Consider the following 24,401-nt stretch of genomic DNA (forward strand, 5'->3'; position numbering starts at 1 on the left):
TTTCCCCCGCTCAGCCGGTGAGGCCGTCGAGCACCGCCCTGGTGCCCGACAGGCCGAGCCGGGTGGCTCCGGCGTCGAGCATCGCGACCGCCACGTCGGCGGTGCGGATGCCGCCGCTCGCCTTGACCCCCACACCGTCGCCCACCGCGCGCGCCATCAGTTCGACGGCCCGGGTGGAAGCGCCTCCGCTGGGGTGAAAGCCGGTGGACGTCTTGACGAAGTCGGCTCCGGCGCCGACGGCGGCCCGGCAGACGTCCTGCAACAACGCCTCGCTGCCGAACTCCAGCAGCGCCGCGGACTCGACGATCACCTTGAGCGTGGCGCCCGGCACCGCTGCACGTACCTCGGCGACCTCGGCTGCGGTCGCGTCGAGGTCGCCCATCAGCGCGATCCCGACGTCGATCACCATGTCGATCTCGGCGGCGCCCGCGGCCACCGCCAGGTGCGATTCGCGGGCCTTGATCTCGGCCAGGTGTTTGCCCGACGGGAAGCCGGACACCGCGGCCACCGCCAGGCCGGACGGGGCCGCCGCGGCCGCGGCGGTGACCAGCGACGGTGACACGCATACCGAGAACACCCCGAGGTCGGCGCCTTCGGCCACCAGCTTCTCGACGTCGGCCACGGTGGCCTCGGGCTTGAGCAAGGTGTGGTCGACCAGGGCCGCCACCTGAGCGCGGGTGTAGCTGCCCATCAGAACGGTTCCTCACTGCCGCCGGGATTGCATCCGCTGGCCAGCATCGCCTCGGGGGCGACCTCGGGCCGCCACGGCTCCAGATTCCAGCTGGTCTTGCCGGGCTCGGTGAGTTCGGCGAACGTCCAGTGACACACGAACTGTTCACGCATCCCGGGCAGGTCGGCATCGGGCGACAGGGCCAGCACCTCGGCCCAGGCCTGGTCGGCCTGCGCGACGTTGCCAGGCTGACGGGCCAGCTCCCGGGCAGCGTCGGTGGGATAGACGCGCAGGCTCGACAGGTCACCCCATTTGGCCCATTCGACGTGGTCGACGTAGACGTGGTCGGCAGCCGGGTCGGCGGCAGCGACGGGGATCGAGGTCAATGTCGCGCCCAGCGCGAGACAAGCCGCGCCGAACGCAGCCAGTGACGAACGCATCAGGTCAGTGCGACTTTCCCTGGATTTCGAGCAGCTTGGGCCGCACATCGACGAGGTAGACACCGGTGGCGCAGGCCGCGATGACGGGGATGAACACACCACCCACCAGCAGCGTCAGCACCGCGCTCACACCCAGGATGGCCAGCCATACGGGCTTGGTGAGCTTGCCGGTGGCCGTGTAGGCGTCCGGACGCTGCATCGCCGCATGCACGAAGGCGTACACGGTCACGAGAACGACCACGTAACCGAGTACGGAAATAATGAGGCCCGCAAGGTTGGCAAGTTGCACCTCACCAGCCTATGCGGGCCTCATCGTCAGCGTCGACCGACGGGGCTCAATGCCCGGCCGATCGACACCGGTATTACTTCTGGGTGACCTTCTTGGCCGGAGTGGCCGTGGTCTTCTTGGCGGCCGGGGTGGCAGCCTTCTTGGCCGGAGCAGCCGGGGCCTTCTTGGCCGGGGCGGCCTTCTTGGCGGGGGCCGCAGCAGCGGGGGCCTCGGCCTTTTCGGCCTTCTTCGGCAGCTCGACGCCGACCAGCTTGGCGGCGCGCTCGCCGACCGCGCGGGTCTGGGTCGCCACGGTGCCCAGAGCCTCCTGGGTCAGCTCGGAGACCTGGTCGGTGTAGCCCTCGACCCGGCTGGCGGCCTCTTCGATGGCCGGCTGGTTGCGCAGGCGCTCCAACGCGGCCTCGCCACGCTCGACCAGCTTGTTGTAGGTCGCGGTGGCCTGATCGGCGTAGCCCTCGGCGGCCTTGCGCAGCTCGTCGGAGTTCAGCTTCTCGCGCAGCTCACCGAACTGGGCCGGCAGCTCCTCCTGCAGCTTGTTCAGGCGGGCACGGCTCTCCTCGACGCGGGCCTCGGCATCGGTGCGCGCGCCTTCGGCACGCTCACGCAGGCTGGCGACGATCTCGTTGACCGTGGCCAGGGCCAGGTCGGCAGCGCCGACGGCGGCCAACAGCGGGGCCTTGAGGTCTTCGATGGTGGGCTGAGTCTTCTCGGTCATGCGAATTCCTTTCTCAGGATGGCTTTTCGTGCGAATGGTTATCGGTCAGTTGGTGAGGTGTCAGTCAGTCGGATCAGATGTCTGCTCCTCACCTGCTTCGGCTTCGTTCTGCTGCCGGAACGATGTGTAGATATCGAGCAGCACCTGCTTCTGCCGCTCGGTGATCCCCACGTCGTTGACGATGGCGTCGCGGACCTCGCTGGGCTCGCTGGGCTCCAAGATCCCGGCGCGCACATAGAGGACTTCCGCGGACACCCGAAGTGCCTTCGCGATCTGGTTGAGCACGTCGGCGGAGGGTTTCCGCAATCCCCGTTCGATCTGGCTCAGGTAGGGATTGCTGACGCCGGCCTTCTCGGCCAACTGCCGAACCGATACCTGCGCCGCCTCGCGCTGGGCCCGGATGAAGCTTCCGATGTCCTGCGCAGCGTTGGAGACGACAGCGGCGAGATTTTCGTCTTGCGCCATGTCATTCCCCTCGTAGGCCGTGTATCCGTTAACGACAAAATTCACGCTACGACGGGGTGCTAACTTTTGCAAGCACTAGTTAGCGCAGGTCAGAAGAGTAGTTGGGCTACCGAATAGATGATCAGGCCCGCCAGCGATCCCACCACCGTGCCGTTGATCCGGATAAATTGCAGGTCACGGCCCACATGCAGTTCGATCCGGCGGCTCGCCTCGTCGGCGTCCCAGCGTTCGATGGTCTCGGTGATGATTGCTGTGATCTCGGTCCCATACTCCGCGACCAGGTGTTTCGCCCCTCGGATGATCCAGCTGTCGACTTTGTCGCGTAGCTCGGCGTCGTCACGCAGCGACTCCCCGATGCGCATCACCGAGTCGGCGATCCGGGTGCGCAGCGCCGAGGACGGGTCGTCCACCGACTCCAGGATGATCCGCTTGGCCGCCGCCCACGCGCTCTCGGCCGCCCGCGTCACCTCGTCGCGGCCCATGATCTGTTCCTTGACGTTCTCGGCGCGCTGAATCGTCGCCTCGTCGTTCTGCAGATCGTCGGCGAACTCGAACAGGAACCGGGTCGCCGAGCGGCGCAGCTCGTGGTCTGGGTTGCGCCGCACCTTGTCGGTGAAGTCCATGAGCTCCCGGTGGATCCGCTCCCCGACCAGGTGGTCCACCCAGCGGGGCGACCACGTGGGCGAATCCCGCTCGATCACCCGCTCGATCACCTCACCGGAGTTCAGCGACCATTGGAACGCCCGGTCGCACAACAGCTGGATCAGTGCTTCCTGGCGCCCCTCCTGCAGCAGCGTGGACAGCACCCGGCCGATCGGTGGTCCCCATTTGGGCTCGGCGATGCGCTTGACGATCATCCGGTCCAACACGTGCTGGACGTCCTCGTCGCGCAGCATCTCGACCCCGACCCGCAGCACGGTCGACGCCTCGGCGGCCACCCGCTCGGCATGCGGACGGTCGGACAGCCACTTGCCCAGCCGGCCCGCGACCTGGGCGTCGTGAAGTTTGGTGGCGATCACCTCGGGAGACATGAAGTTCTCCCGCACGAACGTGCCCAGACCCTCCCCCAGCTGGTCCTTCTTGCGCTTGATGATGGCCGTGTGCGGGATGGGCAGGCCCAACGGATGCTTGAACAGCGCGGTCACCGCGAACCAGTCGGCCAGCGCGCCGACCATGCCCGCCTCGGCCGCGGCCCGGAGATAACCGACCCAGCCGGCCGCGCCCCGCGACTGCGCCCAGGTGCACAGGAGGAAGATCACCGTGGCGCCGACCAGGAAGCTCAGCGCTACCAGCTTCATCCTCCGCAAACCCCGTAGGCGTTCGGCGTCGGCAGCGCTGTCCGCACCGGCCAGCGTTTCGGCAAAACTTTGCCGCGGGCCCGCATTCACGCGGACTCCGGCGTCGGTTCGATGTGCCACCTTTCCATCTTGCGCTATCGCCGCGACTGACGGCCTGACCCTCAAGCCGGTAACCGCAGATTCGCCGTAGTATCAAGTGGAACTAGGGAATGGGACTACTGCGACAGTGGCACAGCAGACTCCGCCGGTGACGGTGAAGACCGATGGACGCAAACGGCGCTGGCACCAACACAAGGTGGAGCGGCGCAATGAGCTGGTAGACGGCACCCTCGAAGCGATCCGGCGCCAGGGCAGCAACGTCAGCATGGACGAGATCGCCGCTGAGATCGGCGTTTCCAAGACGGTGCTGTACCGCTACTTCGTCGACAAGAACGACCTCACCACCGCGGTGATGATGCGGTTCGCCCAGACCACCCTGATCCCCAACATGGCTGCCGCCCTGTCCTCGAATCTCGATGGATTCGATCTGACCCGCGAGATCATCAAGGTCTACGTGGAAACCGTTGCCGCCGAGCCCGAGATCTATCCGTTCGTGATGGCCAACAACTCGGCCAGCAAGAGCAAGGCCGTCGCCGATTCCGAGCAGATCATCGCGCGCATGCTCGCCGTCATGCTGCGCCGCCGCATGGCCTCGGTCGGCATGGACACCCGTGGCGCCGAGGCGTGGGCGTTCCACACCGTCGGCGGGGTCCAGCTGGCCACCCACTCCTGGATGTCGAACCCGCGGATGACCGCCGATGAACTGATCGACTACCTGACCATGCTGTCGTGGAACGCGCTGTGCGGCATCGTCGAAGTCGGCGGCTCGCTGGAGAAGTTCAACTCACTGCCACATCCATCACCGGTTTTGCCGCCACAACTGCTTGACTGATCGGGTGAGCGACAGAGATCTGCCTGCCCTGTGGACCCACGAACCACATGACCAGCTGGCTTTCCGCCCCGGCGACGAGGTCGCCCGCATCGACGCCAACAGCACGCCGGGATTCCGCGGGAACAAGAGCGATGCGCCCACCCTGCAGACTGAACGCAACATGCGCTTCGCCTCGCTGCAAGAAATGCTCTACGCCCGCAGCAAGAGTGGTGACGACAACCGCTCGGTGCTGCTGATCCTGCAGGGCATGGACACCGCAGGCAAGGGCGGGATCGTCAAACATGTTGTGGGAGCGGCAAATCCGCAGGGCATCCGCTATACCAGTTTTGGTAAGCCCACCGAGGAGGAGCGTGCCCACCACTACCTGTGGCGGATCCGCAACGCGCTCCCGCCTGCCGGGCACATCGGGGTGTTCGACCGCTCGCACTACGAGGACGTGCTGATCGTCCGCGTGCACAACCTGGTGCCGCCGGACGTCTGGGGCACCCGCTACGACGAGATCAACGCCTTCGAACGCGAATTGGTCGATGCCGGCACCACCCTGGTCAAGGTGGCCATGTTCGTCTCACTCGCCGAGCAGAAGGAGCGGCTGGCCGAGCGGCTCGAACGGCCCGACAAGTACTGGAAGTACAACCCGGCCGACATCGACGAGCGGCTGCTCTGGCCCAAATATCAGGAGGCCTATCAGGCCATGCTGGAGAAGACGTCCACCGATTACGCGCCCTGGCACATCGTGCCGTGCGACAAGAAGTGGTACAGCCGGCTGGCCATCACCGAACTGCTCATTGAGGCACTCAAGGGCCTCAACATGTCGTGGCCGCCTGCGGACTTCGACGTCGAGACTGAGAAGAAGCGGTTGGCTGAGGCCTGAGTTTCTTTCGCCTGGCCTGGCTATGTGCACCCCACGTCCAATATCCGTGGGGCAGATCATCGTAGGCAGCGAGGCGATGGCGGCGGGTCCCCCACCCGCCAGACATTGCGGTCCAAATATGTGATGCTGCACCAGAATGTCTATGCGCCAACAGGTTTGCTGCTGACCACGCATGACCGTGCGATGACCGCGTGGCTGTGGTCGGGCCGCAACGCCACGCTTGCCGGGTATTCCGCCGCGGCAGTACTGGGCAGCAAATGGCTCCCCGACGACGCGCCGGCCGAACTGGCCCGCATCCGCCAGCCCTCGCCGCCCTGGATCCTGATCCACACCGGCGTCATCGCCGCCGACGAGCTTCACCTACTACGACATCGGCCGACTGGAATTCCTGGCGTCACGCGGATGGACGATCGGGCGGGTCAGCGCCCGTCAACTGCGGTGCCGGCAGCCCGATCGTCGCTCTGGTGCACCACGCCTTAAAGCACTCACGCCGAAACTACGGGTTGTGACGGATTCCAAGCGAAATCCATCAGAAACCGTAGTTTCGGCGTGAGAAGAAAAGCGAACTACTTGACCAGCGTGAACTGGCCGATGTTGGTGATGCCGCGACGGAAGAAGTCGGCGCAACCGGTCAGGTACTTCATGAACCGGTCGTACACTTCCTGACCCTGCAGGGCGATGGCCTCGTCCTTCTTGGCCTCCAGGTTGGCCGCCCACATGTCCAGCGTGCGCGCGTAGTGCGGCCGCAGCAGGTGGATGCGCTCCAGCTTGAAGCCCGAGTCGTCGGCGAGCTTCTCGATGTCCTCGACCGCAGGCAGCTGCCCACCGGGGAAGATCTCCTCACCGATGAACTTCATGAACTTCAGGTCGCTGATCGTCAGCTTGATGTTGTTCTCGCGGAAGAACTGCTGGGTGTGCGCCAGGATCGTGTGCAGCAGCATGCGGCCGCCGTTGTCCGGCAGGATGCTGTAGGCCCGCTCGAAGAAGATCGGGTAACGCTCCTGCTTGAAGGCCTCGAACGCGCCGATCGAGACGATGCGGTCGACGGGCTCGTTGAACTCTTCCCAGCCCTGCAACCGGATCTCGACGTTGCGGTTGGTGTCGATCTTGGCCAGCCGCTTGCGGGCGTAGTCCGACTGTTCCTTGCTCAGCGTGATCCCGATGACGTTGACGTCGTGGTTGATCAGCGCCCGCTCAAGGCAACCGCCCCACCCGCAGCCGATGTCCAGCAGGGTCATACCCGGCTTGAGGTCGAGCTTGCCCAGCGCGAGATCGAACTTGGCGTTCTGCGATTCCTCGAGGTTCATGTCCTCGCGCTCGTAGTAACCGCAGGTGTAGCCCATGGTCGGCCCGAGGAAGAGAGCATAGAACTCATTCGAGATGTCGTAGATCGACTGCGACTCCTCGTAGTACGGAGCAAGATCGGACTCGACGTTAGACATGCGAAAAATTACCTCTTTGCGTTTCTGCTGCTGACGACCAATGGTTTAGGGGCCGACACTGTTTTACATGCAGACTCTATAGAGCGAGCCAGCAGGCCCTACCATGGGTAGACTAGCTAAGCCTCGGCCATAGTGCCAGCGCGGTCTTTCTCAGTACTTGTAGAAGCCCTGGCCCGATTTTTTGCCCAGCTGTCCCGCCTCCACCATGCGCAACAGCAGCGGCGGCGCGGCGTACAAAGGCTCTTTGAACTCGTCAAACATCTTGTCGGCGATGAGCTTGAGGGTGTCCAATCCGACCAGATCGGACAGGCGCAGCGGCCCCATCGGGTGGGACAACCCGGCCACCACTGCCTTGTCGACATCGTCAATTGTGGCAAAGCCACCCTCGACCATCCGGACCGCCGCCAGGAGGTACGGCACCAGCAACGCGTTGACGACGAAACCGGACCGGTCCGAACAACGGACAACCTGTTTTCCGAGAACCGTGCTGGCGAAGTCTTCGACGCGCGCGGCGGCGGCCTCGTCGGTTGTCAGGGCGGTGATCAATTCGACCAGCGGCAACACCGGAACCGGGTTGAAGAAGTGCAGGCCGAGAACCCTGGCAGGATTCTGGGTAGCTGCTGCGAGTTTCATGATCGGGATGCTGGAGGTGTTCGAGGCCAGCACTGCATCGGGGTCGGTGACGATGCGATCCAGGTCGGCGAAGATCTTGGTCTTGACGGCCTCGTCCTCGATCACGGCCTCGATGACCAGCTGACGATCGGCCAGATCGGCGAGCGTGGTGGTGAACTTCAGCTTGCCCAGCGCGGCGTCCTTCTCCCCCTCGGTGATCTTGCCCGCACTGACTCCGCGCTCGAGGGACTTGGTGATCCGGTTGCGTCCGGCGGTCACGAAGGCGTCGGCGGTGTCGAACACCAGCACGTCCACGCCCGCGCGCGCGGACACCTCGGCGATCCCGCCACCCATCTGGCCGGCACCGATCACACCTACACGTTCAATTTGATTGCTCACGACTTCACTTTCTCAATACGCAGACATGCGACAGGCCCCGCCCAAGAATTCTGAGCGGGGCCTGCTGCTGTCAAGCCACTGGGTTTAGTGCCTCAGGCTCGTCGGTTCCACTTCGCAAGCTCAGTGGCTCCGGTTGTTCGGTTCCACTTTCGCAAGCTCAGTGGCTCCGGCTGTTCGGTTCCACTTCGCAAGCTCAGTGGCTCCGGCTGTTCGGTTCCACTTCGCAAGCTCAGTGGAACTGACCCTCTTCGGTGGAACCGGCCAGCGCGGTGGTCGAGCTGTTCGGGTCAACCGTGGTGGCGATGCGGTCGAAGTAGCCGGCGCCAACCTCACGCTGGTGCTTGGTGGCGGTGTAACCGCGCTCCTCGGCGGCGAACTCGCGCTCCTGCAGCTCGACGTAGGCCTTCATCTGCTCGCGGGCGTAGCCGTGGGCCAGATCGAACATCGAGTAGTTGAGGGCGTGGAAGCCGGCCAGCGTGATGAACTGGAACTTGAAGCCCATCGCGCCCAGCTCGCGCTGGAACTTGGCGATGGTGTCGTCGTCCAGGTGCTGCTTCCAGTTGAAGGACGGCGAGCAGTTGTAGGACAGCATCTGGTCCGGGAACTCGCTCTTGACGCCCTCGGCGAACTTCTTGGCCAGCTCCAGGTCCGGGGTGCCGGTCTCCATCCAGATCAGGTCCGCGTACGGCGCGTAGGCCTTGGCGCGGGCGATGCACGGCTCCAGGCCGTTCTGCACCCGGTAGAAGCCCTCGTTGGTGCGCTCACCGGTGATGAACGGGCGGTCGCGCTCGTCCACATCGGAGGTGATCAGGGTGGCCGCCTCGGCGTCGGTGCGCGCGATGACCAGGGTGGGCACGTCGGCGACGTCGGCAGCGAGGCGGGCCGAGGTCAGGGTGCGGATGTGCTGCTGGGTGGGGATCAGCACCTTGCCACCGAGGTGGCCGCACTTCTTCTCCGAGGCCAGCTGGTCTTCCCAGTGCGAACCGGCGACACCGGCGGCGATCATGGCCTTCTGGAGCTCGTAGACGTTGAGCGCACCACCGAAGCCGGCCTCACCGTCGGCGACGATCGGGGCGAGCCAGTTCTCGACCGAGGTGTCGCCCTCGACCTTGGCGATCTGGTCGGCACGCATCAGAGCGTTGTTGATGCGGCGGACGACCTGCGGCACCGAGTTGGCCGGGTAGAGGCTCTGGTCGGGGTAGGTGTGGCCGGACAGGTTGGCGTCACCGGCGACCTGCCACCCGGACAGGTAGATGGCCTTCAGGCCGGCGCGGACCTGCTGCACGGCCTGGTTACCGGTCAGCGCGCCGAGCGCGTTGACGAAGTCCATGTCGTGGAGCTGCTCCCACAGCACCTCGGCGCCGCGGCGGGCGAGGGTGTTCTCCTCGACGACGGTTCCCTGCAGGGCAACCACGTCGGCCGGGGTGTAGGTACGGGTGATGCCCTTCCAGCGGGGGTTGTGATCCCAGTCGTGCTGGATCTGCTCCGGTGACTTGGGGGTGCCCACGGTCGACATAGGACTGCTCCTTCGGTTTGGTTCGACCACCGCGGTTTCTTGCTAACGCCGCAGCAGCTTCACTGGTGTGCTAATCCGAAGATGTCATAACCCATATCCGCAGGTCCACCCGTTTCAGTTGCCAACTTTCGCCAAAGCGCTTAGTTAACTTGCGAAGATTGCGAAGAAATATGATGGCTGTACCGGTTCAGAAGCTACCGACGGGTAGCCCAAAGGCGCAGGTCAGTACGCTCGTACTGTTAAACCGGGAGGGGTCAGAGCGAGAACAGTGAAGCGATCGCTTTTGTCTCGTCGCCGACGGCATATGTGAGCGTTCTAACAGTGCGGTCGGAGAGCTCTTCGCCGAATTTGTCGGTCGAACCGGCGGGGTGAACGTGCGACAGGATCTCGAGTTTCTCGCCGAGCGCCACTGCGGCGTCGTGCTCGATGGTCACCCGCAGCGGCTTCTCCAGCAGCTCGGGATGGGAGTACAGGTAGTCCTCGATCACCGTCCAGTAGACCGAGTTGTTCATGTGATCGAACAGGTCGATGTCGGACACCCGCACCGGATACTCGCGAATTTCGGCCGCATCCTCACGACTGCCGGCCTTCAGGTAGGACTTCCAACGCAGCCGCGCCTCGTCGGTGGTGCGGCGCAGGCCGGACAGGAAGTCGTCGGAGATGCGGGCCGGCCCCTGCGTCTCCCGGTTGATGTTGATCCAGAACGCCTCGGATTCCATGAGGCCGCCCTTGCGGCCGTCGATCCGCACCCGCATCTCGCACCACCGGTTCGACGTTCCGGAACACCACCGCCGCATCCGCAGCATGTCCTGGAACTCGATCGGCTTGATCAGGTCGATCATCGTGCGCCGCACGATCCACAACGGATGGGTCTCCTCGAAGCCGAGTTCGCGGAGATGGTCGGAGCCGATGTCCTGGATGTGCCGGGCGGCGGCGTCGAACCGCAAACGTCCGGCCCGATCGATATCGCCGACCCGCAGCGGCCATTCCCGGTCGAAGACGTCGGGATGGGGATCAGGCACCGGCATCATCACCTTGTTGAGCCCGGTGGTCGAAGTTTGCGCGGTTCCCGTCATGGTCATCTCCCAGTTGCTGTCGCCTGAGCCGATCATGCCAGGCAGCCCGATACTGCCAGTAGAGCCTGAACTGCCAAGGGAGCCAATGACGTCTTCGCAACTGTGTTAATCCGGCGGTAGCCTAGTTCACCGTGGCAAAAACGTTCGTCGGGTCGCGGGTGCGTCAACTGCGGAGCGAGCGTGGATTGAGCCAGGCGGCCCTGGCCCAGATGCTGGAGATCTCCCCCAGCTACCTCAACCAGATCGAGCACGACGTCCGGCCGCTCACCGTGGCGGTACTGCTCCGCATCACCGAGGTTTTCGGGGTGGACGCGACGTTCTTCGCCTCCCACGACGACACCCGATTGGTCGCGGAAATGCGCGAGGTGGCGATGGACCGCGACCTCGGCGCCGGCATGGATGTCGCCGAAGTCGCCGACATGGTGGCGGCGCATCCGAACTTCGCCCGCGCCATGGTGAACCTGCACCGTCGGTACCGGCTCACCACCACCCAGTTGGCCGCCGCCACCGAAGACCGCTACTCGGACGGCAGCGGCAGCGGGTCGATCACCATGCCACACGAAGAAGTGCGCGACTACTTCTACCAACGGCAGAACTATCTGCACGAGCTCGATACCGCCGCCGAGGATCTGACCGCCAAGATCCGGATGCACCGCGGTGATCTGGCCGGCGAGCTGGCCAACCGGCTGACCACCGAGCACGGGGTCCGGATCGTGCGGCGCATCGATCTGGGCGACACCGTGCTGCACCGTTATGACCCGGCCACCAAGACGCTGGAGATGGGCAATCATCTCTCCCGCGGCCAGCAGGTGTTCAAGATGGCGGCCGAACTGGCCTTCCTCGAGTTCGGCCAACTCATCGACAAGATGGTCGACGAGGGCATGTTCACCAGCGACGAATCCCGCACCCTGGCCCGGCTCGGCCTGGCCAACTACTTCGCCGCGGCGACCGTTCTCCCCTACCGCCAATTCCACGATGTGGCCGAGAATTTCCGGTACGACGTGGAGCGGCTGTCGGCGTTCTATTCGGTGAGCTACGAGACCATCGCGCACCGGCTCTCCACGCTGCAGCGTCCGTCGATGCGCGGCGTGCCGTTCTCGTTCGTCCGGGTAGACCGCGCCGGGAACATGTCAAAACGACAGTCCGCCACCGGCTTTCACTTCTCCTCCTCGGGCGGCACCTGCCCGCTGTGGAATGTGTACGAGACCTTCACCAACCCGGGCAAGATCCAGGTGCAGATCGCGCAGATGCCCGACGGCCGCAACTACTTGTGGGTGGCCCGCACCGTGGAGCGCCGCGCCTCGCGCTACGGGCAGCCCGGCAAGACCTTCGCGATCGGGTTGGGATGCGAACTGCGCCATGCCCATCGGCTGGTGTACTCCGAAGGACTGGATCTGTCGGGCGAGGTCGCGACCCCCATCGGGTCGGGTTGCCGGGTGTGCGAACGTGACAACTGCCCGCAACGTGCGTTCCCGGCGCTCGGCAAGGCCCTTGACCTCAACGAGCACCGCTCGACGGTGTCGCCGTATCTGGTGCGTGAGCCGTAGCGAACTGGCGCTCCAGGGGCCCGCGAGCAGCCCATAAGATCTGGGAATGACCGGGGCCCGCTGGCGGCTGAGCGCCGTCGCCGACCGGCGATGGACATTCCTGAAACTCATCGCACCGGCGAGCAAATGGCCTCTTGCGCTTGGGTTGGTCGCATTTGCCGCGGCCGGCCTGACGGCCTGCACCCAACCGGTCTCCGGTACAGCGCGTCCCGCGCCACCACCGCACGTTGTCCCGAACCTGCAGGATTTCTCTTCCGCCGATCCGGAGAGGTTCTATATCCCGCTGCGCGGAGGCCCGGTCTACCGGTTCAGCACGCCGACCGGATTGAGCTGCCAGATCTCTCTCGGCGATATCGGATGCTCGGGCAGGTTCTCGTCGGACTTCTACGGACCCGATGACCGCACCTGCTCCGATGTCTCACAGCTGCGGGTGGGAACGGTAAATTACGACCGGGGTTTCACAATCGAACGAATCAAGGACGGCTGCGAACCCAGCGCCTATCCACTTCTGGATGTCGGGCAGAAGATCGTCCTTGACTGGAGCCGAAACAACCCGGGGCTCGGCGACAAGATTTGCGCTGTCGGACCGAAACAGCGCATCGCCTGCATCGACGGCTATACGAATCGTGGGTTCGTCATCGAACCCACCGGCGCCTGGACCTTCTGAGCCGCGCCACCTGTGCCAGACTCGGCGGGGTGAGTGCACTCGAGCCGGCCCGCATCGCGCCGGGCGGATTCCGCGAGCTGGGCCCGGTCAACTGGGCCATCGCCAAACTGGGCGCCAGGGCTATCCGGGCACCGAGGTTCACCCTGATGAACGTGCTTGGCCAGCACAAGCTGCTGTTCCTGGCCTGGCTGCCGTATTCGGGCCTGCTACTCGGCCCGCTGGGCAAGTTGTCACGTCAGGATGCCGAGCTGGTCATCCTGCGGGTCGGGCATCTGCGGGATTGCGAATACGAGCTGCAGCAGCATCGCCGGCTGGCCCGCAGCCGCGGTGTCGACGCCGAGACTCAGGCCCGCATCTTCGAGGGGCCTGACGCTGAAGGCTTGACCGATCGACAGCGGGTGTTGGTCACTGCGACCGATGAGTTCGTCGTCACCCGGTCGGTCTCCTCCGAGACCTGGGCCGCCCTGTCGAAGCTGATGACCAAGCAGCAGCTCATCGAATTCTGCTTGCTGGCAGCCCAATACGACGGTTTGGCCGCCACGATGACGACGCTGCGAGTCCCGCTGGACTTCCCCGACTAGGCCTACCGATTGCGCCGTTTTCCACATCCGGGTTGTACGCGCCGCCGATCAACAACCCCGTAGTAGAAAACGGCGCGGCACTACAGCACTACAGGTACGTCACGCCCAGCAGCACCAGTGAGAACAACACCGGGGACACGGGCAGAGTCCACAGGAATGCCGCCCAGGTGTGGGATTTCTGCTGGTACTTACGTCGACCGAAGTAGACCCCCGCCGCCCCGCCGATGAAGGACAGGGCCGCGACGAACAGCACCCAGATGTTGACGCGGGAGCCCTCGGTCGCCAATGTGATGGCGGCCAGCCACACTATGTGGCCGACCACCAATCCGGCTATGCCGGCGACGATTTCGTTTCTCAAAAGTTGATCATGTGGCCGGTCAGCCCGTGGAAGCACTCCTGCAGCGCCTCCGACAGGGTCGGGTGGGTGTGCACGTTGCGGGCCAACTCGTTGGCGGTCAGGTCCCACTTCTGCGCCAGGGTCAGCTCCGGCAGCAGTTCGGAGACGTCCGGCCCGATCAGGTGTCCGCCGATCAGTTCGAGGTGCTTCTTGTCGGCGATCAGCTTCACGAAACCGGTCGGGTCCGCCAGGCCGTGCGCCTTGCCGTTGGCGGTGAACGGAAACTTGGCGACGACGACGTCGTAGCCTTCGGCCTTGGCCTGCTCTTCGGTGAGCCCGAAGCTGGCGACCTGCGGCTGGCAGAACGTAGCGCGCGGCATCATCCGGTAGTCGCCCAGCGCGAGAGTCTCTGCGCCGGCGATGGTTTCAGCGGCGACGACGCCCTGGGCCTCTGCCACGTGGGCCAGCTGGAGCTTGCCGGTGACATCGCCGATGGAGTAGATGCCGGGCACGTTGGTGCGCATGTAATCGTCGATCGCGATGGCGCCACGGTCGGTCAGCGCGACTCCCGCGGCCTCCAGGCCGAAGCCTTCGACGTTGGGCCCGAATCCGATGGCCTGCAGCACCTTGTCGGCCTTGAGCTCCTCGGTCTTGCCGTCCTTGCTGACGGTCACCGTGACTGTCGAACCGTCGTCGGCAATGCCCTCGACCTTGGTGCCGGTGAGGATCTTCACGCCCAGCTTCTTGTACTGCTTCTCGATCTCCTTGGAGACCTCGGCGTCCTCGTTGGGCAGGGCGCGCGGCAGGAATTCGACGATGGTGACGTCGACGCCGTAGTTCTTCAGCACGTAGGCGAATTCCATGCCGATCGCACCGGCGCCGGCGATGATGATCGAGCCCGGCAGGTCGCGCGAGAGGATCTGGGTTTCGTAGGTGACCACGTTCTCGGACAGCGAGGTGCCCGGCACCAGGCGGGTCGACGACCCGGTCGCGATGATCGCGTTGTCGAACGTGAGCTCCTCGGTCCCACCCTCGTTGAGCTTCACCGACATCGACTTGGGGCCGGTGAAGGTGCCGTAACCGTGGACCTCGGTGATCTTGTTCTTCTTCATCAGGAAGTGCACGCCGGCCACACGGCCGTCGGCGACCTTGCGACTGCGGTCGAAGGCGGCGCCGTAGTCGAATGTGGCCTCACCGCTGATCCCGAAGGTCTTGGCTTCCTTGTTGAAGATGTGTGCGAGTTCCGCGTTGCGCAGCAACGCTTTGGACGGGATACAGCCGACATTGAGGCACACACCGCCCCAGTACTTGGGCTCGACAATTGCGGTGTTCAGCCCCAGTTGGGCGGCACGAATGGCCGCGACGTATCCACCGGGACCAGCTCCGAGAACGACAACGTCAAAGTGGGTCACGACCCCACCCTAATGGGCGGCGCAATGGTGCTACCGGGCGATCCAGCCGAACACGTAGGCGCCGTAGAAAACCGCTGCTGCGGCCATTGCCGCCACCGGCGCCGACATCAGCGCGATGGCCAGGGCCGATACCACCGGTTTGCGTTGGGCCGTCGATGCCAGCAGCGCGCCGACCGTGGTGGTGACGACGTAGGCCAGCGCCGCGAACACCGGCCAGGTCTTGTCGGCCGACTGATACCAGTAGTAGTACAGGCCCGCGCCGGCGGCGGCCGAGACGAACCAGACCCCGGCCAGCACGCCCACGAACGTCCACCACTTCACCGACAGATAGGACCCCTCGACCACGACGGACGGGGCCGGGGCGGGCAACGGCGCCGAGGGTGCGTCGTCGGTTTCCGTCTGGTCCGGCGTCATGTCTTCCGCAGGCGTGGTGGCGGCCGACGATTCGTCGGCGACAATCTCGTTTTCCCCGGTGTCGAACAGCGGGGCGAAGTCCGCGGTGGAGGTGTCGACGTCCTCAGCCATGGGATGCCACCTGGATGATCGCCAGTGCGCCGAACCAGCCGGGCGCGATGGCCAGCGCGAAGGCTCCGAGCGTGGTGACCCAGCGCCGCCCCGCGACCAGGACGAGGAGCGTCCCGAGGACGCCGGGAACTCCGAGGACGAGGGCGATCACCACATCGGGCCGGACGGAGACCGTCACCAGCAGTGTCGTGGCAATCCCGGCCAGTAGGCCGACCGCTACGCCGACCGACATTGCGCCGGTCAGCAGCCACGCCCGTGGCAGCGGAATCACCCTTCGACGATAACGCCGCGATCCCGTACGACAGCGGCACGCGTGCGGCGCGCCCCGGCCGATATCGATTCGTAGCCATCCGTGGCCCGATCGGCTCCGAATGGTCTATGAGGATCGCGGCCGCGATCTGTCTCTCGACCGACGAGCAGCAGAAAGGCGCCCCTGTGCCGAAATCCCTGACTCCGCATTTCGCCGACGTCCAAGCTCACTACGACCTTTCCGACGACTTCTTCCGCCTGTTCCTCGATCCGACGCAGACCTACAGCTGCGCGTATTTCGAGCGCGACGACATGAGCTTGGAGGAAGCGCAGATCGCCAAGATCGACCTCGCGCTGGGCAAGTTGGGGTTGGAACCGGGGATGACGTTGCTCGACGTCGGGTGCGGTTGGGGTGCCACGATGCGACGCGCCATCGAACGCTACGACGTCGACGTGGTGGGACTGACGCTGTCGAAGAACCAGGCTGCGCACGTCAGCAGGATGTTCGACGGTATGGACACCGACCGCGGCAGGCGAGTGCTCTTGCAGGGCTGGGAGCAGTTCGACGAGCCGGTCGACCGGATCGTCTCGATCGGCGCGTTCGAGCATTTCGGTCGTGACCGCTACCCCGCCTTCTTCGACAAGGCGTATCAGGCCCTGCCGTCCGATGGGGTGATGTTGCTGCACACCATCTGCGGGATCGACCCCCGCACGGCCCATGAGATGGGAGTACCTGTCACCTTCGAGCTGGCCAGGTTCATCAAGTTCATCCTGACCGAGATCTTCCCCGGTGGGCAGTTGCCGTCGATTCCGATGGTCCATGAGCACGCGACCGCGGCCGAATTCACGGTCGCTCGGGAGCAGTCGTTGCAGCCGCACTACGCCCGAACCCTCGACGTTTGGGCTGACAATCTGCAGGCCAACCGGCAGCAGGCCGTCGCGACCCAGTCCGAGGAGGTCTACGAGCGTTACGTGAAGTATCTGACGGGCTGCGCCAAGCTGTTCCGCCGTCGCCAGACCGACGTGGTCCAGTTCACCTTGGCGAAGTAGGCACCGTTCGCGCCGGTACCGGGCAGGCGTCGGCGGCTTCGTCGACCAGGTGGCTGCCGGTATCGGGCGGGCGGGCGCCGGCGCTGTACTGCGCGCCCGTCACCGGGGGTTGCTCGGCCAGCAGGGCATTCTCCTCGTCGGTGAACGCCCGGCCACGCGACAGGAAGCGCATGCCTTCGGGCGCTTCCAAACTGAACCCACCACCCCGACCGGGTACGACGTCGATCACCAACTGGGTGTGCTTCCACGCCTCGAACTGGGGGCCGGAGATCCACACGGGCACACCGAAGATGCCTTTGCTCCTCGCGTCCGCACCGCCCACGTCGAGCACCGCCAGCACGATGTCGCGGTCCCCGACGATGAACTCGCCGTCGGGGTAACACATCGGCGACGATCCGTCGCAGCACCCGCCGGACTGATGGAACATCAACGCCCCGTGACGCTGCTGCAACCGCGCCAGCAGATCGGCGGCGGCCACAGTGATCAGGGCCCGCGCCGGTGCTCGACTCATCACGTCCTCACTTCCACGGGCCAGTGGTGTTGTTCAGCTCACAGTACTCGCGCAGTCACAATGGGCAGGTGGCTGAGGACCCCTATCTGTGGCTTGAGGACATCACCGGCGACGACGCCTTGGCGTGGGTGCGTGCCCACAACGAGCCGACGCTCGCCCAGTTGAGCGGTGAACGTTTCGAGACGATGCGCTCCGAGATATTGGAGATCCTGGACACCGATGCGCGGATCCCCTACCCGGGCCGGCGTGGTGAGTTCCTGTACAACTTCTGGCGCGACGAGACGAATCCGCGCGGCCTGTGGCGGCGCACCACGCTGGAGAGCTACCGCACCGACGATCCGGACTGGGACGTGATCCTGGACCTGGACGAGCTGGCCCGCGCCGAGGACGAGAACTGGGTGTGGTCCGGGCCCGAGGTGATCGAGCCGGATCACACACTCGCCATGATCAGCCTGTCCCGCGGCGGCGCCGACGCCGCCGTGGTGCGCGAGTTCGACATGCGGACAAGAGAATTCGTGCCGGGCGGGTTCGAGCTGCCCGAAGCCAAGTCGTCGGTGTCCTGGGAGGACGAGGACACCCTGTTGGTGTGCACAGACTTCGGCGAAGGCTCGATGACCGAGTCCGGGTATCCACGGATCGCCAAGCGGTGGCGGCGTGGGCGGCCGTTGGCCGAGGCCGAGACGGTGTATGAGGCGGAGCCAACCGATGTCCGGGTGATCGCCTCGGTCGACCGGAGCCCGGGCTTCGAGCACACCCGCCTGGGCCGCTACACCGACTTCTACCACCGCATCCGCTACGAGCTGCGCGACGGTGAGCTGATCGAGATCAAGATCCCGACCGACTCGTCGCTGTCGCTGCACCGCGAGTGGCTGCTGATCTCCCTGCGGAGCGACTGGCAGGTGGGTGACGTCACCTACCCGGCCGGGGCGCTACTGGGCACCAAGTTCGACGACTTTCTCTCCGGCACAGCCGATCTTGCGATGATTTACGAGCCGGATGAGCACAGCAGCCTGGCCGGTGTGCAGTGGACCAAAGAGAAGCTGATCCTCGTCACGCTGCGTGATGTCGCCAGCCATGTCGAGATCGTCACTCCCGGCACCTGGGAGCACAGGGACGCACCGGACATTCCACCCGCGACCGACACCATCGTCGTCGACAGCGATCACCTCGGAGACGAAGTCTTCTACAACTCAAGCGGATTCACCACCCCGTCAAAGCTGCTGTACGGCACCGCCGGAGGCCCGCTGGTCGAGGTCAAGTCGGCACCGGCGTTCTACGACGCCACGGGCATCGACGTCGAGCAGTTCTTCGCGACGTCCAAGGACGGCACGCAGGTGCCGTACTTCGTGGTCGGGCGCCGCCACGAACCGAGCCTCACCCACCTCTACGGCTACGGCGGGTTCCAGAATTCGTTGACCCCGAGCTACCTCGGCGGCGCGGGCCGAGCCTGGCTGGCCCGCGGCGGCACCTTCGTACAGGCCAACATTCGTGGCGGCGGCGAGTACGGTCCGGACTGGCACAAGCAGGCGATGCGGGAGAACCGCCACCTGGTGTACGAGGATTTCGCCGCGGTGGCAGCTGATCTGGTGAACCGCGGTATCACCACGGTCGAGCAGCTGGGCGCCTCCGGCGGCAGCAACGGTGGGCTGCTGATGGGCGTCATGCTGACCCACTACCCCGAGCTGTTCGGAGCGCTGGTGTGCAGCGTGCCGCTGCTGGACATGAAGCGCTTCCACCTGCTGCTGGCGGGTGCGTCGTGGGTGGCCGAGTACGGCAATCCCGACGATCCGGCGGACTGGGAGTTCATGTCGAAATATTCTCCGTACCACAATATTTCAAAGGGCGCGAAGTACCCGCCTATCCTGATCACCACCTCGACCCGCGATGACCGGGTGCATCCCGGCCATGCCAGGAAGATGGCGGCGGCACTGGAGGCCGCCGGGCACCGGGTGCTGTACTTCGAGAACATCGAGGGTGGCCACGGCGGCGCGGCCGACAACAAGCAGGCGGCGTTCAGGTCCGCGCTGACGTACGAGTTCCTCTGGCAAACGCTGAGCGGCTAGCGGGGCCCTGCCGGGAATTCGTGCGCAGCCGCGCCTGGTCAGGCCAGTATCGTTCTCGAAATGCAGTCGTGGGGTCCGTTCGGTCCGCCGCCCAAGTCCTGGGATAACAACAATCCCTTCGCCGCGGGCGCCGATCCGTTCACGCCGGCCGAAAAGAGCACCGCCAAGCCGGCGGACCCGTGGACTTCAGCTGTCGATCCCTGGGCAACCGCTCCGTCCGGCCCGCCTCCCCAGCAGCACTTTGCCGATCCGTGGGGCGCTCCGTCCGCCGCCTATCCGGCGCCTGCGCCGTTGCCGAAAAGCTCTCGGCGCGCCGCCATCCTGATCGGCTCGGCCGTCGCCGTCGTGGTGGTGATCGCACTGGTCACCGCCGGGGTCTTCGTGCTCGACAAGCAGGGCACCGCCAGCGCCAGCGAGCCGGTCAGCCCCGCAGTCGCCGTGCCCACCAGCGAGCTCACGTCCGCGCCGTCATACACCGCCACCACGACGCCGCACCCGACCTCCACCACGGCGCAGGCCCTGCCCACAGGTGACGCGGCGCTGGGACAAAACCGGATCGCTGCCAACTTCGACGCCGGCCTGGCAAAACAACCATGCAATCCCGTCGGTTGGCCGAGCGACGCAGCGGCGGCCCGGATTTTCTACGAGACAGCCGTGTCGTGCATGGATACGGCGTGGAAGCCCCTGATCACTGCGGCGGGAATGGAATTCCGTAGTCCCAAGGTGTCCCTGGCCGAAGGATGCGATAGCGACGGGATGCGCGGCTTCGCAGGCCTGTACTGCAGCAAGACGGAAACTCTGTACGTGCCGCTGTCCAGCTTGTCCCCGAAAAAAGACACCGCCGAGGTGATCTTCAACCTGGCAGTGCTCGCCCATGAATACGGCCACCACGTCCAGAACCTCATCGGGACCTCCGATGAGATGTACAAACAGGCCAGAGCCGTTGGCGAGCAGTCCGAACCAGGACTGGAACTGTCGCGCCGCATGGAGCTGCAGGCGCAGTGCTTCTCCGGCATGTTCGTCGGTTCCATCGTCGACACCGGAGGCCGGTTCACCGTGGCCGATTACCAGGTGATTGCAAACGGCAATTGGGATGCCGTTTCGCCACGCGACCACGGATCGCCTGAGCACTATGGATCCTGGTGGGATCAGGGCTACCGCCTGAACAAGATCGGCGAATGCAATACGTGGCTATCCCCTGCCAGCGACGTGTCGTAGCCGGCGAAAGCTAGTGGGCGCAATTCGAACTCAAGCTGGTCGACGCCGCAACCCACCGAGCAGCGCCACAATGATCCCGAACACCACGAGCGCACCGCCGGCCGCCAGGGCGAGGTTGAGCCATTGGTGCAGGCTGTCGATGGCATGCCCGACCATGGCATCGGCGATCTGTCGGATGTCGCCGCTGGTGTGGTTGAGGGCCTCGTTGAGGTAACGTCGGCCCGCCTCCAATCCGGCCCAACCGGCGGCGCCCACCAACAAGGAGGAGATGCCCAGTGCAGCAAGGGTTTTGCCGCGGGCGCGTGCGGCGGCGAGAGTCAGCAGGGCGAAGACGCCGGCCAGCACTGTCACGCCGACGCTGACCCACGGGGCCCACACGGCCAGCGGTCGCAGGATCCCCGGCCGCAGATTATCCGGTGCCGATGAGGCGATTGGGACCGTAAGTGTTTGCGGCACTTCGACACCGAAGTTGGACAAGGTTTCACGGAACGAGGTGTCCCTGAGCATCGGGGCCACATCGATCACCCAACTACCGTTCTCGTCCCGCGACAGCCGGTCGGTGAACATCCAGGTGTGCGCAAGCTGGTTGGCGAGGGCGAACTGTCCAGGGAAGTCCGGCCCGGCGGTGTAGGCACCTGCCACGGCGCGGATCCGGCGCGAGTCGACATCGGCACCGTTCTGCGAGGCCAGGGATTGCACCTGGGTGGTGAGTTCCCCGGCGACGGCCTGCTGCAACTGCGGGTCGGCAGCGGCGCCTGCGGCGAAGGACGAGTAGCCCTGCTCGTCGATGACGTTTTTCTGCACCCACGCCGACGGTAGCGCCGCGGCCAGCAGGATCGTCGTCAACACCCACAGGAACAGCGTCATGACGAAGCGCACGCCGTCCTCCTAGCTCCCGGGCAGCGGCCAGACTGCTCAGTCCGACAGGGCTCGCCCCACGATCAGCGGATCGGCGTGGCCGACCACCTCAAAATCCTTGTTGTCGTAATCGAACTTACCGAGCACGTGGCGCATGGCGTTGATGCGGGCACGTTTCTTGTCGTTGCTCTTGACCACGGTCCAAGGCGCCATTTCGGTGTCCGTCCAGGCGAACATGTCTTCCTTGGCGGCGGTGTAGTCGTCCCACTTGTCCAGCGACGCGAGGTCGGTGGGTGAGAGTTTCCACTGCCGCACCGGGTCGACCTGACGGATGGTGAACCGGGTGCGCTGCTCGGATTGCGTGACGGAGAACCACAGCTTGGTCAGACTGATGCCGTCGTTGACCAGCATCTGCTCGAACAGCGGGGCCTGCCGGATGAATTCGGCGTGCTGCTTGGGCGAGCAGTAGCCCATCACGCGTTCCACCCCGGCGCGGTTGTACCAGGAGCGGTCGAACAGCACGATCTCGCCGGCGGCGGGCAGGTGCTGCACGTAGCGCTGGAAGTACCACTGGGTGCGTTCTTTTTCGGTCGGCTTCTCCAGCGCGACCACGCGGGCTCCGCGGGGGTTCAGGTGTTCCATGAACCGCTTGATGGTGCCACCTTTGCCTGCGGCGTCACGCCCCTCGAACACGATGACGTGCCGGAGTCCATTGCCCTGGCTCCACTTCTGCAGCTTCAGCAGTTCGATCTGCAGCAGGCGCTTCTGTTCCTCGTACTCCTGACGCGACATGCGGTCGTCGTACGGGTAGTTCTCCCGCCAGGTGTCGACGACCTCGCCGCTGGGTTGCAGCAGCAGTTCGGGGTCGTCATCGTCGTCGTCGCGGACCGTGTACCCGGTGATGTCGAGAGTCACCGGCCGACGGTATCCACCCCGGCGAACACGAAGGTGTCGCCGGGGTGAACGGCTGGTAGTGCCCTACTTGGCCCTGCGGCGCGGACGCGCCAGCGCCAGCTTGGTCAGCAGCTTGTTCATCCGAACGATCGCCTTCTCGGAGTTGTTGTAGTAGCTGCCGCCGGCGCCCACACTGGTGCGCGGCACCACCACGGTCTCCTGCTTGCAGAACTTGCGCACCCCGTCGACGCCGCCGAAGCGGGCACCGATACCGGAGGTCTTCCAGCCGCCCATCGGCGCGGTGGTGCACATCAGGTTGGAGATGACGTCGTTGACGTTGACCGCACCGCAATCAAGCTGCAGCGCAATGGCCTTGGCCCGGTCGACATCCTTGGAGAACACCGAGGCGCTCAGCCCGTAGGGGCTGTCGTTGGCCAGCCGAACGGCTTCCTCGACCGAGGACACCTTCATGATCGGCAGGGTCGGACCGAAGGTCTCCTCGGTCATGCAGGCCATCGAGTGGTCGACGTCGACCAGCACGGTCGGCTCGAAGAAGCTGCCACCGCCCTCGGGGCGCTTGCCTCCGGTCAGCGCCTTGGCGCCGGCGGCGACGGCCTCGTTGACGTGGCGTTCGGTGATCGCCACCTGACTGTCGTCGATCTGGGAGCCGAAGTGGTAGCCCTCCCCGGTCCCCATCTTGAGGTTCTCGACGGCTTTCACGGTGGCGGCGACGAACTGGTCGTAGACCGGATCGAGCACATAGACCCGCTCGACGGACACGCAGGTCTGGCCGGCGTTGAACATCCCGCCCCACACCGCGGCGTTGGCGGCCAGCTCGACGTCGGCATCCTCGAGCACGATCATCGGGTCCTTGCCGCCGAGCTCCAGGCTCACCGGGGTCAGACGGCGGGCTGCACGCTCCATCACCTTGGCTCCCGTCGCGCAGGAACCGGTGAACTGGACGTAGTCGGAATTGTCGATGACCGCCTCCGACACCGCACGCGCACCCTGCGCCAGGGCGAACACCTCGGGGGCACCGGAATCCAGCCAGCCGCGCAGCAGCACCTCGGCAGTCAACGGGGTGCGCTCAGACGGCTTGAGCAGCACCGCGCACCCGGCAGCCAGGGCGCCGATGGCGTCCATCATGGCGTTGGCCACGGGGTAGTTCCACGGCGCGATGATCCCGACGACTGCGCGCGGCCGGTAATGCACGGCGATCTTCTTGATCGACATGATGGGCAGCGCGGCCGGCCGGGTGTCCGGGGCCATCGCCTCCTCGACGACCTTGATGTAGTACGAGAGGATCATGATCAGCAGCGGGACCTCTTGTGCGGCGTCCATGGCCGACTTGCCGGTCTCGGCGATCAGGAGTTTCTCGATCTCGTCGCGGTGGTCCCCCAGCCATACCGCGTAGCGGGAAAGGACCTTGGCGCGGCCTTTGGCGCCTCGGGCCTCCCACTCCTTCTGCGCTTCCCGCAGACCCGCCGCGATACGCGGCACGTCGGCCGCGTCGGTCCAGGTCACTTGGCCGGCGACGGCGCCGGTCGCGGGGTTGTAAATGGTGCCGGAGCCCGTGAACTCTCCGGTCAGAGCTACATCTGGCGTCGCTGTCATGCGGCCTATGTTAATCGGCGTTTGTGACGCACGTCGCACCGGGGTTGACACCTGTCAAGTTGGTGGCCGCGCCGGGGTGTCCAGATCGACGAAATGGCCGCCCCGCGGAGTGCGTGAGCGGCCATCTCGTCGAATTCGAGGGGAACTTACC

At 65.3% G+C, this 24,401-nt stretch carries 27 protein-coding genes; 9 read left to right on the plus strand and 18 right to left on the minus strand.

Going from position 1 to position 24,401, the window contains the following annotated elements; all coding sequences use genetic code 11:
- Nucleotides 1-10 precede the first annotated feature (10 nt).
- The 6 genes from deoC to AC4ELS_RS13200 form a co-directional block, all read right to left on the minus strand.
- Nucleotides 11-691 (minus strand): deoxyribose-phosphate aldolase, encoded by a 681-nt coding sequence (gene deoC / locus AC4ELS_RS13175; RefSeq protein ID WP_498885912.1) that lies wholly within the window; start codon nt 689-691, stop codon nt 11-13.
- Nucleotides 691-1,110, minus strand: a complete 420-nt coding sequence (locus AC4ELS_RS13180) for a DUF2599 domain-containing protein (protein WP_448443819.1) — start codon at nt 1,108-1,110, stop codon at nt 691-693. The genes deoC and AC4ELS_RS13180 overlap by 1 nt, the downstream gene beginning before the upstream one ends.
- 4 nt (nt 1,111-1,114) lie before the next feature.
- The gene (locus AC4ELS_RS13185; RefSeq protein ID WP_055110484.1) at nt 1,115-1,399 is read right to left on the minus strand and encodes a DUF2516 family protein; all 285 of its coding nucleotides are present in this window, start codon (nt 1,397-1,399) and stop codon (nt 1,115-1,117) included.
- Between the two features lie 73 nt (nt 1,400-1,472).
- A complete protein-coding gene (locus AC4ELS_RS13190; RefSeq protein WP_064882233.1) occupies nt 1,473-2,114 on the minus strand; it encodes a hypothetical protein in 642 nt (213 codons plus the stop codon).
- 60 nt (nt 2,115-2,174) lie between these two features.
- Nucleotides 2,175-2,579, minus strand: a complete 405-nt coding sequence (locus AC4ELS_RS13195; RefSeq protein ID WP_055110485.1) for a helix-turn-helix domain-containing protein — start codon at nt 2,577-2,579, stop codon at nt 2,175-2,177.
- 89 nt (nt 2,580-2,668) lie between these two features.
- Complete coding sequence (locus tag AC4ELS_RS13200; protein ID WP_463805287.1) at nt 2,669-3,997, minus strand: DUF445 domain-containing protein; 1,329 nt, start codon at nt 3,995-3,997, stop codon at nt 2,669-2,671.
- Between the two features lie 106 nt (nt 3,998-4,103).
- Between AC4ELS_RS13200 and AC4ELS_RS13205 the strand changes: the two genes are divergently transcribed.
- The 3 genes from AC4ELS_RS13205 (at nt 4,104) to AC4ELS_RS13215 (ending at nt 6,159) form a co-directional block, all read left to right on the plus strand.
- Nucleotides 4,104-4,808 (plus strand): TetR/AcrR family transcriptional regulator, encoded by a 705-nt coding sequence (locus AC4ELS_RS13205; protein WP_055110487.1) that lies wholly within the window; start codon nt 4,104-4,106, stop codon nt 4,806-4,808.
- A gap of 4 nt (nt 4,809-4,812) precedes the next feature.
- Nucleotides 4,813-5,679 (plus strand): polyphosphate kinase 2 family protein, encoded by an 867-nt coding sequence (locus tag AC4ELS_RS13210; protein ID WP_498885917.1) that lies wholly within the window; start codon nt 4,813-4,815, stop codon nt 5,677-5,679.
- Between the two features lie 123 nt (nt 5,680-5,802).
- On the plus strand, nt 5,803-6,159 hold the full coding sequence (locus AC4ELS_RS13215; RefSeq protein WP_499047684.1) for a hypothetical protein: 357 nt from the start codon (nt 5,803-5,805) through the stop codon (nt 6,157-6,159).
- A gap of 86 nt (nt 6,160-6,245) precedes the next feature.
- On the opposite strand, the gene AC4ELS_RS13220 is transcribed toward AC4ELS_RS13215, so the two are convergent.
- From AC4ELS_RS13220 to AC4ELS_RS13235, 4 genes are all read right to left on the minus strand, one after another.
- Complete coding sequence (locus AC4ELS_RS13220; RefSeq protein ID WP_055110489.1) at nt 6,246-7,121, minus strand: cyclopropane mycolic acid synthase family methyltransferase; 876 nt, start codon at nt 7,119-7,121, stop codon at nt 6,246-6,248.
- 150 nt (nt 7,122-7,271) lie between these two features.
- Nucleotides 7,272-8,132, minus strand: a complete 861-nt coding sequence (locus AC4ELS_RS13225; RefSeq protein WP_082963269.1) for a 3-hydroxybutyryl-CoA dehydrogenase — start codon at nt 8,130-8,132, stop codon at nt 7,272-7,274.
- A gap of 229 nt (nt 8,133-8,361) precedes the next feature.
- A complete protein-coding gene (aceA, locus tag AC4ELS_RS13230) occupies nt 8,362-9,648 on the minus strand; it encodes an isocitrate lyase (RefSeq protein WP_055110490.1) in 1,287 nt (428 codons plus the stop codon).
- A 254-nt stretch (nt 9,649-9,902) separates the two neighbouring features.
- The gene (locus AC4ELS_RS13235) at nt 9,903-10,724 is read right to left on the minus strand and encodes an acyl-ACP thioesterase domain-containing protein (RefSeq protein WP_448444187.1); all 822 of its coding nucleotides are present in this window, start codon (nt 10,722-10,724) and stop codon (nt 9,903-9,905) included.
- A 131-nt stretch (nt 10,725-10,855) separates the two neighbouring features.
- Here AC4ELS_RS13235 and ramB point away from each other — a divergent pair, with 131 nt between their 5' ends.
- From ramB to AC4ELS_RS13250, 3 genes are read left to right on the plus strand one after another with little or no spacing between them, the layout of a single operon-like run.
- A complete protein-coding gene (gene ramB / locus AC4ELS_RS13240) occupies nt 10,856-12,271 on the plus strand; it encodes an acetate metabolism transcriptional regulator RamB (protein WP_448443826.1) in 1,416 nt (471 codons plus the stop codon).
- Nucleotides 12,272-12,317: 46 nt separating this feature from the next.
- Nucleotides 12,318-12,938: a hypothetical protein gene (locus AC4ELS_RS13245; protein WP_448443828.1), complete on the plus strand. Its 621-nt coding sequence runs from the start codon at nt 12,318-12,320 to the stop codon at nt 12,936-12,938.
- Between the two features lie 29 nt (nt 12,939-12,967).
- A complete protein-coding gene (locus AC4ELS_RS13250; RefSeq protein ID WP_064882221.1) occupies nt 12,968-13,519 on the plus strand; it encodes a carboxymuconolactone decarboxylase family protein in 552 nt (183 codons plus the stop codon).
- Nucleotides 13,520-13,607: 88 nt separating this feature from the next.
- Here the strand turns inward: AC4ELS_RS13250 and AC4ELS_RS13255 are convergent, their stop codons facing one another.
- From AC4ELS_RS13255 to AC4ELS_RS13270, 4 genes are read right to left on the minus strand one after another with little or no spacing between them, the layout of a single operon-like run.
- Nucleotides 13,608-13,877 (minus strand): hypothetical protein, encoded by a 270-nt coding sequence (locus AC4ELS_RS13255; RefSeq protein WP_448443830.1) that lies wholly within the window; start codon nt 13,875-13,877, stop codon nt 13,608-13,610.
- Nucleotides 13,874-15,268, minus strand: a complete 1,395-nt coding sequence (lpdA, locus tag AC4ELS_RS13260) for a dihydrolipoyl dehydrogenase (RefSeq protein WP_064882216.1) — start codon at nt 15,266-15,268, stop codon at nt 13,874-13,876. The genes AC4ELS_RS13255 and lpdA overlap by 4 nt, the downstream gene beginning before the upstream one ends.
- A gap of 30 nt (nt 15,269-15,298) precedes the next feature.
- Nucleotides 15,299-15,793 (minus strand): hypothetical protein, encoded by a 495-nt coding sequence (locus tag AC4ELS_RS13265; protein WP_064882214.1) that lies wholly within the window; start codon nt 15,791-15,793, stop codon nt 15,299-15,301.
- Nucleotides 15,786-16,064 (minus strand): putative holin, encoded by a 279-nt coding sequence (locus AC4ELS_RS13270; protein ID WP_064882212.1) that lies wholly within the window; start codon nt 16,062-16,064, stop codon nt 15,786-15,788. The genes AC4ELS_RS13265 and AC4ELS_RS13270 overlap by 8 nt, the downstream gene beginning before the upstream one ends.
- 164 nt (nt 16,065-16,228) lie before the next feature.
- On the opposite strand from AC4ELS_RS13270, the gene AC4ELS_RS13275 reads away from it, so the two are divergent.
- Nucleotides 16,229-17,092: a cyclopropane mycolic acid synthase family methyltransferase gene (locus AC4ELS_RS13275; protein ID WP_448444189.1), complete on the plus strand. Its 864-nt coding sequence runs from the start codon at nt 16,229-16,231 to the stop codon at nt 17,090-17,092.
- Here AC4ELS_RS13275 and AC4ELS_RS13280 read toward each other — a convergent pair.
- Nucleotides 17,076-17,603: a DUF779 domain-containing protein gene (locus tag AC4ELS_RS13280; RefSeq protein WP_448443833.1), complete on the minus strand. Its 528-nt coding sequence runs from the start codon at nt 17,601-17,603 to the stop codon at nt 17,076-17,078. The genes AC4ELS_RS13275 and AC4ELS_RS13280 overlap by 17 nt on opposite strands.
- A 26-nt stretch (nt 17,604-17,629) precedes the next feature.
- On the opposite strand from AC4ELS_RS13280, the gene AC4ELS_RS13285 reads away from it, so the two are divergent.
- Entirely contained in the window at nt 17,630-19,666 is a 2,037-nt protein-coding gene (locus tag AC4ELS_RS13285; RefSeq protein ID WP_448443835.1) for a prolyl oligopeptidase family serine peptidase, read from the plus strand.
- A gap of 60 nt (nt 19,667-19,726) precedes the next feature.
- Complete coding sequence (locus AC4ELS_RS13290; RefSeq protein ID WP_499047687.1) at nt 19,727-20,884, plus strand: neutral zinc metallopeptidase; 1,158 nt, start codon at nt 19,727-19,729, stop codon at nt 20,882-20,884.
- A 30-nt stretch (nt 20,885-20,914) separates the two neighbouring features.
- On the opposite strand, the gene AC4ELS_RS13295 is transcribed toward AC4ELS_RS13290, so the two are convergent.
- The 3 genes from AC4ELS_RS13295 to AC4ELS_RS13305 all read right to left on the minus strand — a co-directional run bounded on the left by AC4ELS_RS13295 (nt 20,915) and on the right by AC4ELS_RS13305 (nt 24,250).
- A complete protein-coding gene (locus AC4ELS_RS13295) occupies nt 20,915-21,763 on the minus strand; it encodes a hypothetical protein (RefSeq protein ID WP_498885930.1) in 849 nt (282 codons plus the stop codon).
- Nucleotides 21,764-21,799: 36 nt separating this feature from the next.
- Nucleotides 21,800-22,657 carry a polyphosphate kinase 2 gene (gene ppk2 / locus AC4ELS_RS13300; RefSeq protein ID WP_055110501.1) on the minus strand — a complete coding sequence of 286 codons (858 nt, stop codon included), beginning with the start codon at nt 22,655-22,657 and terminating at the stop codon, nt 21,800-21,802.
- A gap of 63 nt (nt 22,658-22,720) precedes the next feature.
- Entirely contained in the window at nt 22,721-24,250 is a 1,530-nt protein-coding gene (locus AC4ELS_RS13305) for an aldehyde dehydrogenase family protein (protein WP_064882204.1), read from the minus strand.
- Between the last annotated feature and the right edge of the window lie 151 nt (nt 24,251-24,401).

The sequence above is a fragment of the Mycobacterium shunyiense genome (genome assembly GCF_058270035.1).

What these genes read in the sequence shown, in the direction of transcription:
- aceA (WP_055110490.1), bottom strand. Translation starts at nt 9,648, where the DNA reads ATGTCGACCGTGGGCACCCCCAAGTCACCGGAGCAGATCCAGCACGAC.
- AC4ELS_RS13220 (WP_055110489.1), bottom strand. Translation starts at nt 7,121, where the DNA reads ATGTCTAACGTCGAGTCCGATCTTGCTCCGTACTACGAGGAGTCGCAG.
- deoC (WP_498885912.1), bottom strand. Translation starts at nt 691, where the DNA reads ATGGGCAGCTACACCCGCGCTCAGGTGGCGGCCCTGGTCGACCACACC.
- AC4ELS_RS13290 (WP_499047687.1), top strand. Translation starts at nt 19,727, where the DNA reads ATGCAGTCGTGGGGTCCGTTCGGTCCGCCGCCCAAGTCCTGGGATAAC.
- AC4ELS_RS13195 (WP_055110485.1), bottom strand. Translation starts at nt 2,579, where the DNA reads ATGGCGCAAGACGAAAATCTCGCCGCTGTCGTCTCCAACGCTGCGCAG.
- AC4ELS_RS13265 (WP_064882214.1), bottom strand. Translation starts at nt 15,793, where the DNA reads ATGGCTGAGGACGTCGACACCTCCACCGCGGACTTCGCCCCGCTGTTC.
- AC4ELS_RS13305 (WP_064882204.1), bottom strand. Translation starts at nt 24,250, where the DNA reads ATGACAGCGACGCCAGATGTAGCTCTGACCGGAGAGTTCACGGGCTCC.
- AC4ELS_RS13235 (WP_448444187.1), bottom strand. Translation starts at nt 10,724, where the DNA reads ATGACGGGAACCGCGCAAACTTCGACCACCGGGCTCAACAAGGTGATG.
- AC4ELS_RS13245 (WP_448443828.1), top strand. Translation starts at nt 12,318, where the DNA reads ATGACCGGGGCCCGCTGGCGGCTGAGCGCCGTCGCCGACCGGCGATGG.
- AC4ELS_RS13180 (WP_448443819.1), bottom strand. Translation starts at nt 1,110, where the DNA reads ATGCGTTCGTCACTGGCTGCGTTCGGCGCGGCTTGTCTCGCGCTGGGC.
- AC4ELS_RS13190 (WP_064882233.1), bottom strand. Translation starts at nt 2,114, where the DNA reads ATGACCGAGAAGACTCAGCCCACCATCGAAGACCTCAAGGCCCCGCTG.
- AC4ELS_RS13280 (WP_448443833.1), bottom strand. Translation starts at nt 17,603, where the DNA reads ATGAGTCGAGCACCGGCGCGGGCCCTGATCACTGTGGCCGCCGCCGAT.
- AC4ELS_RS13215 (WP_499047684.1), top strand. Translation starts at nt 5,803, where the DNA reads ATGCTGCACCAGAATGTCTATGCGCCAACAGGTTTGCTGCTGACCACG.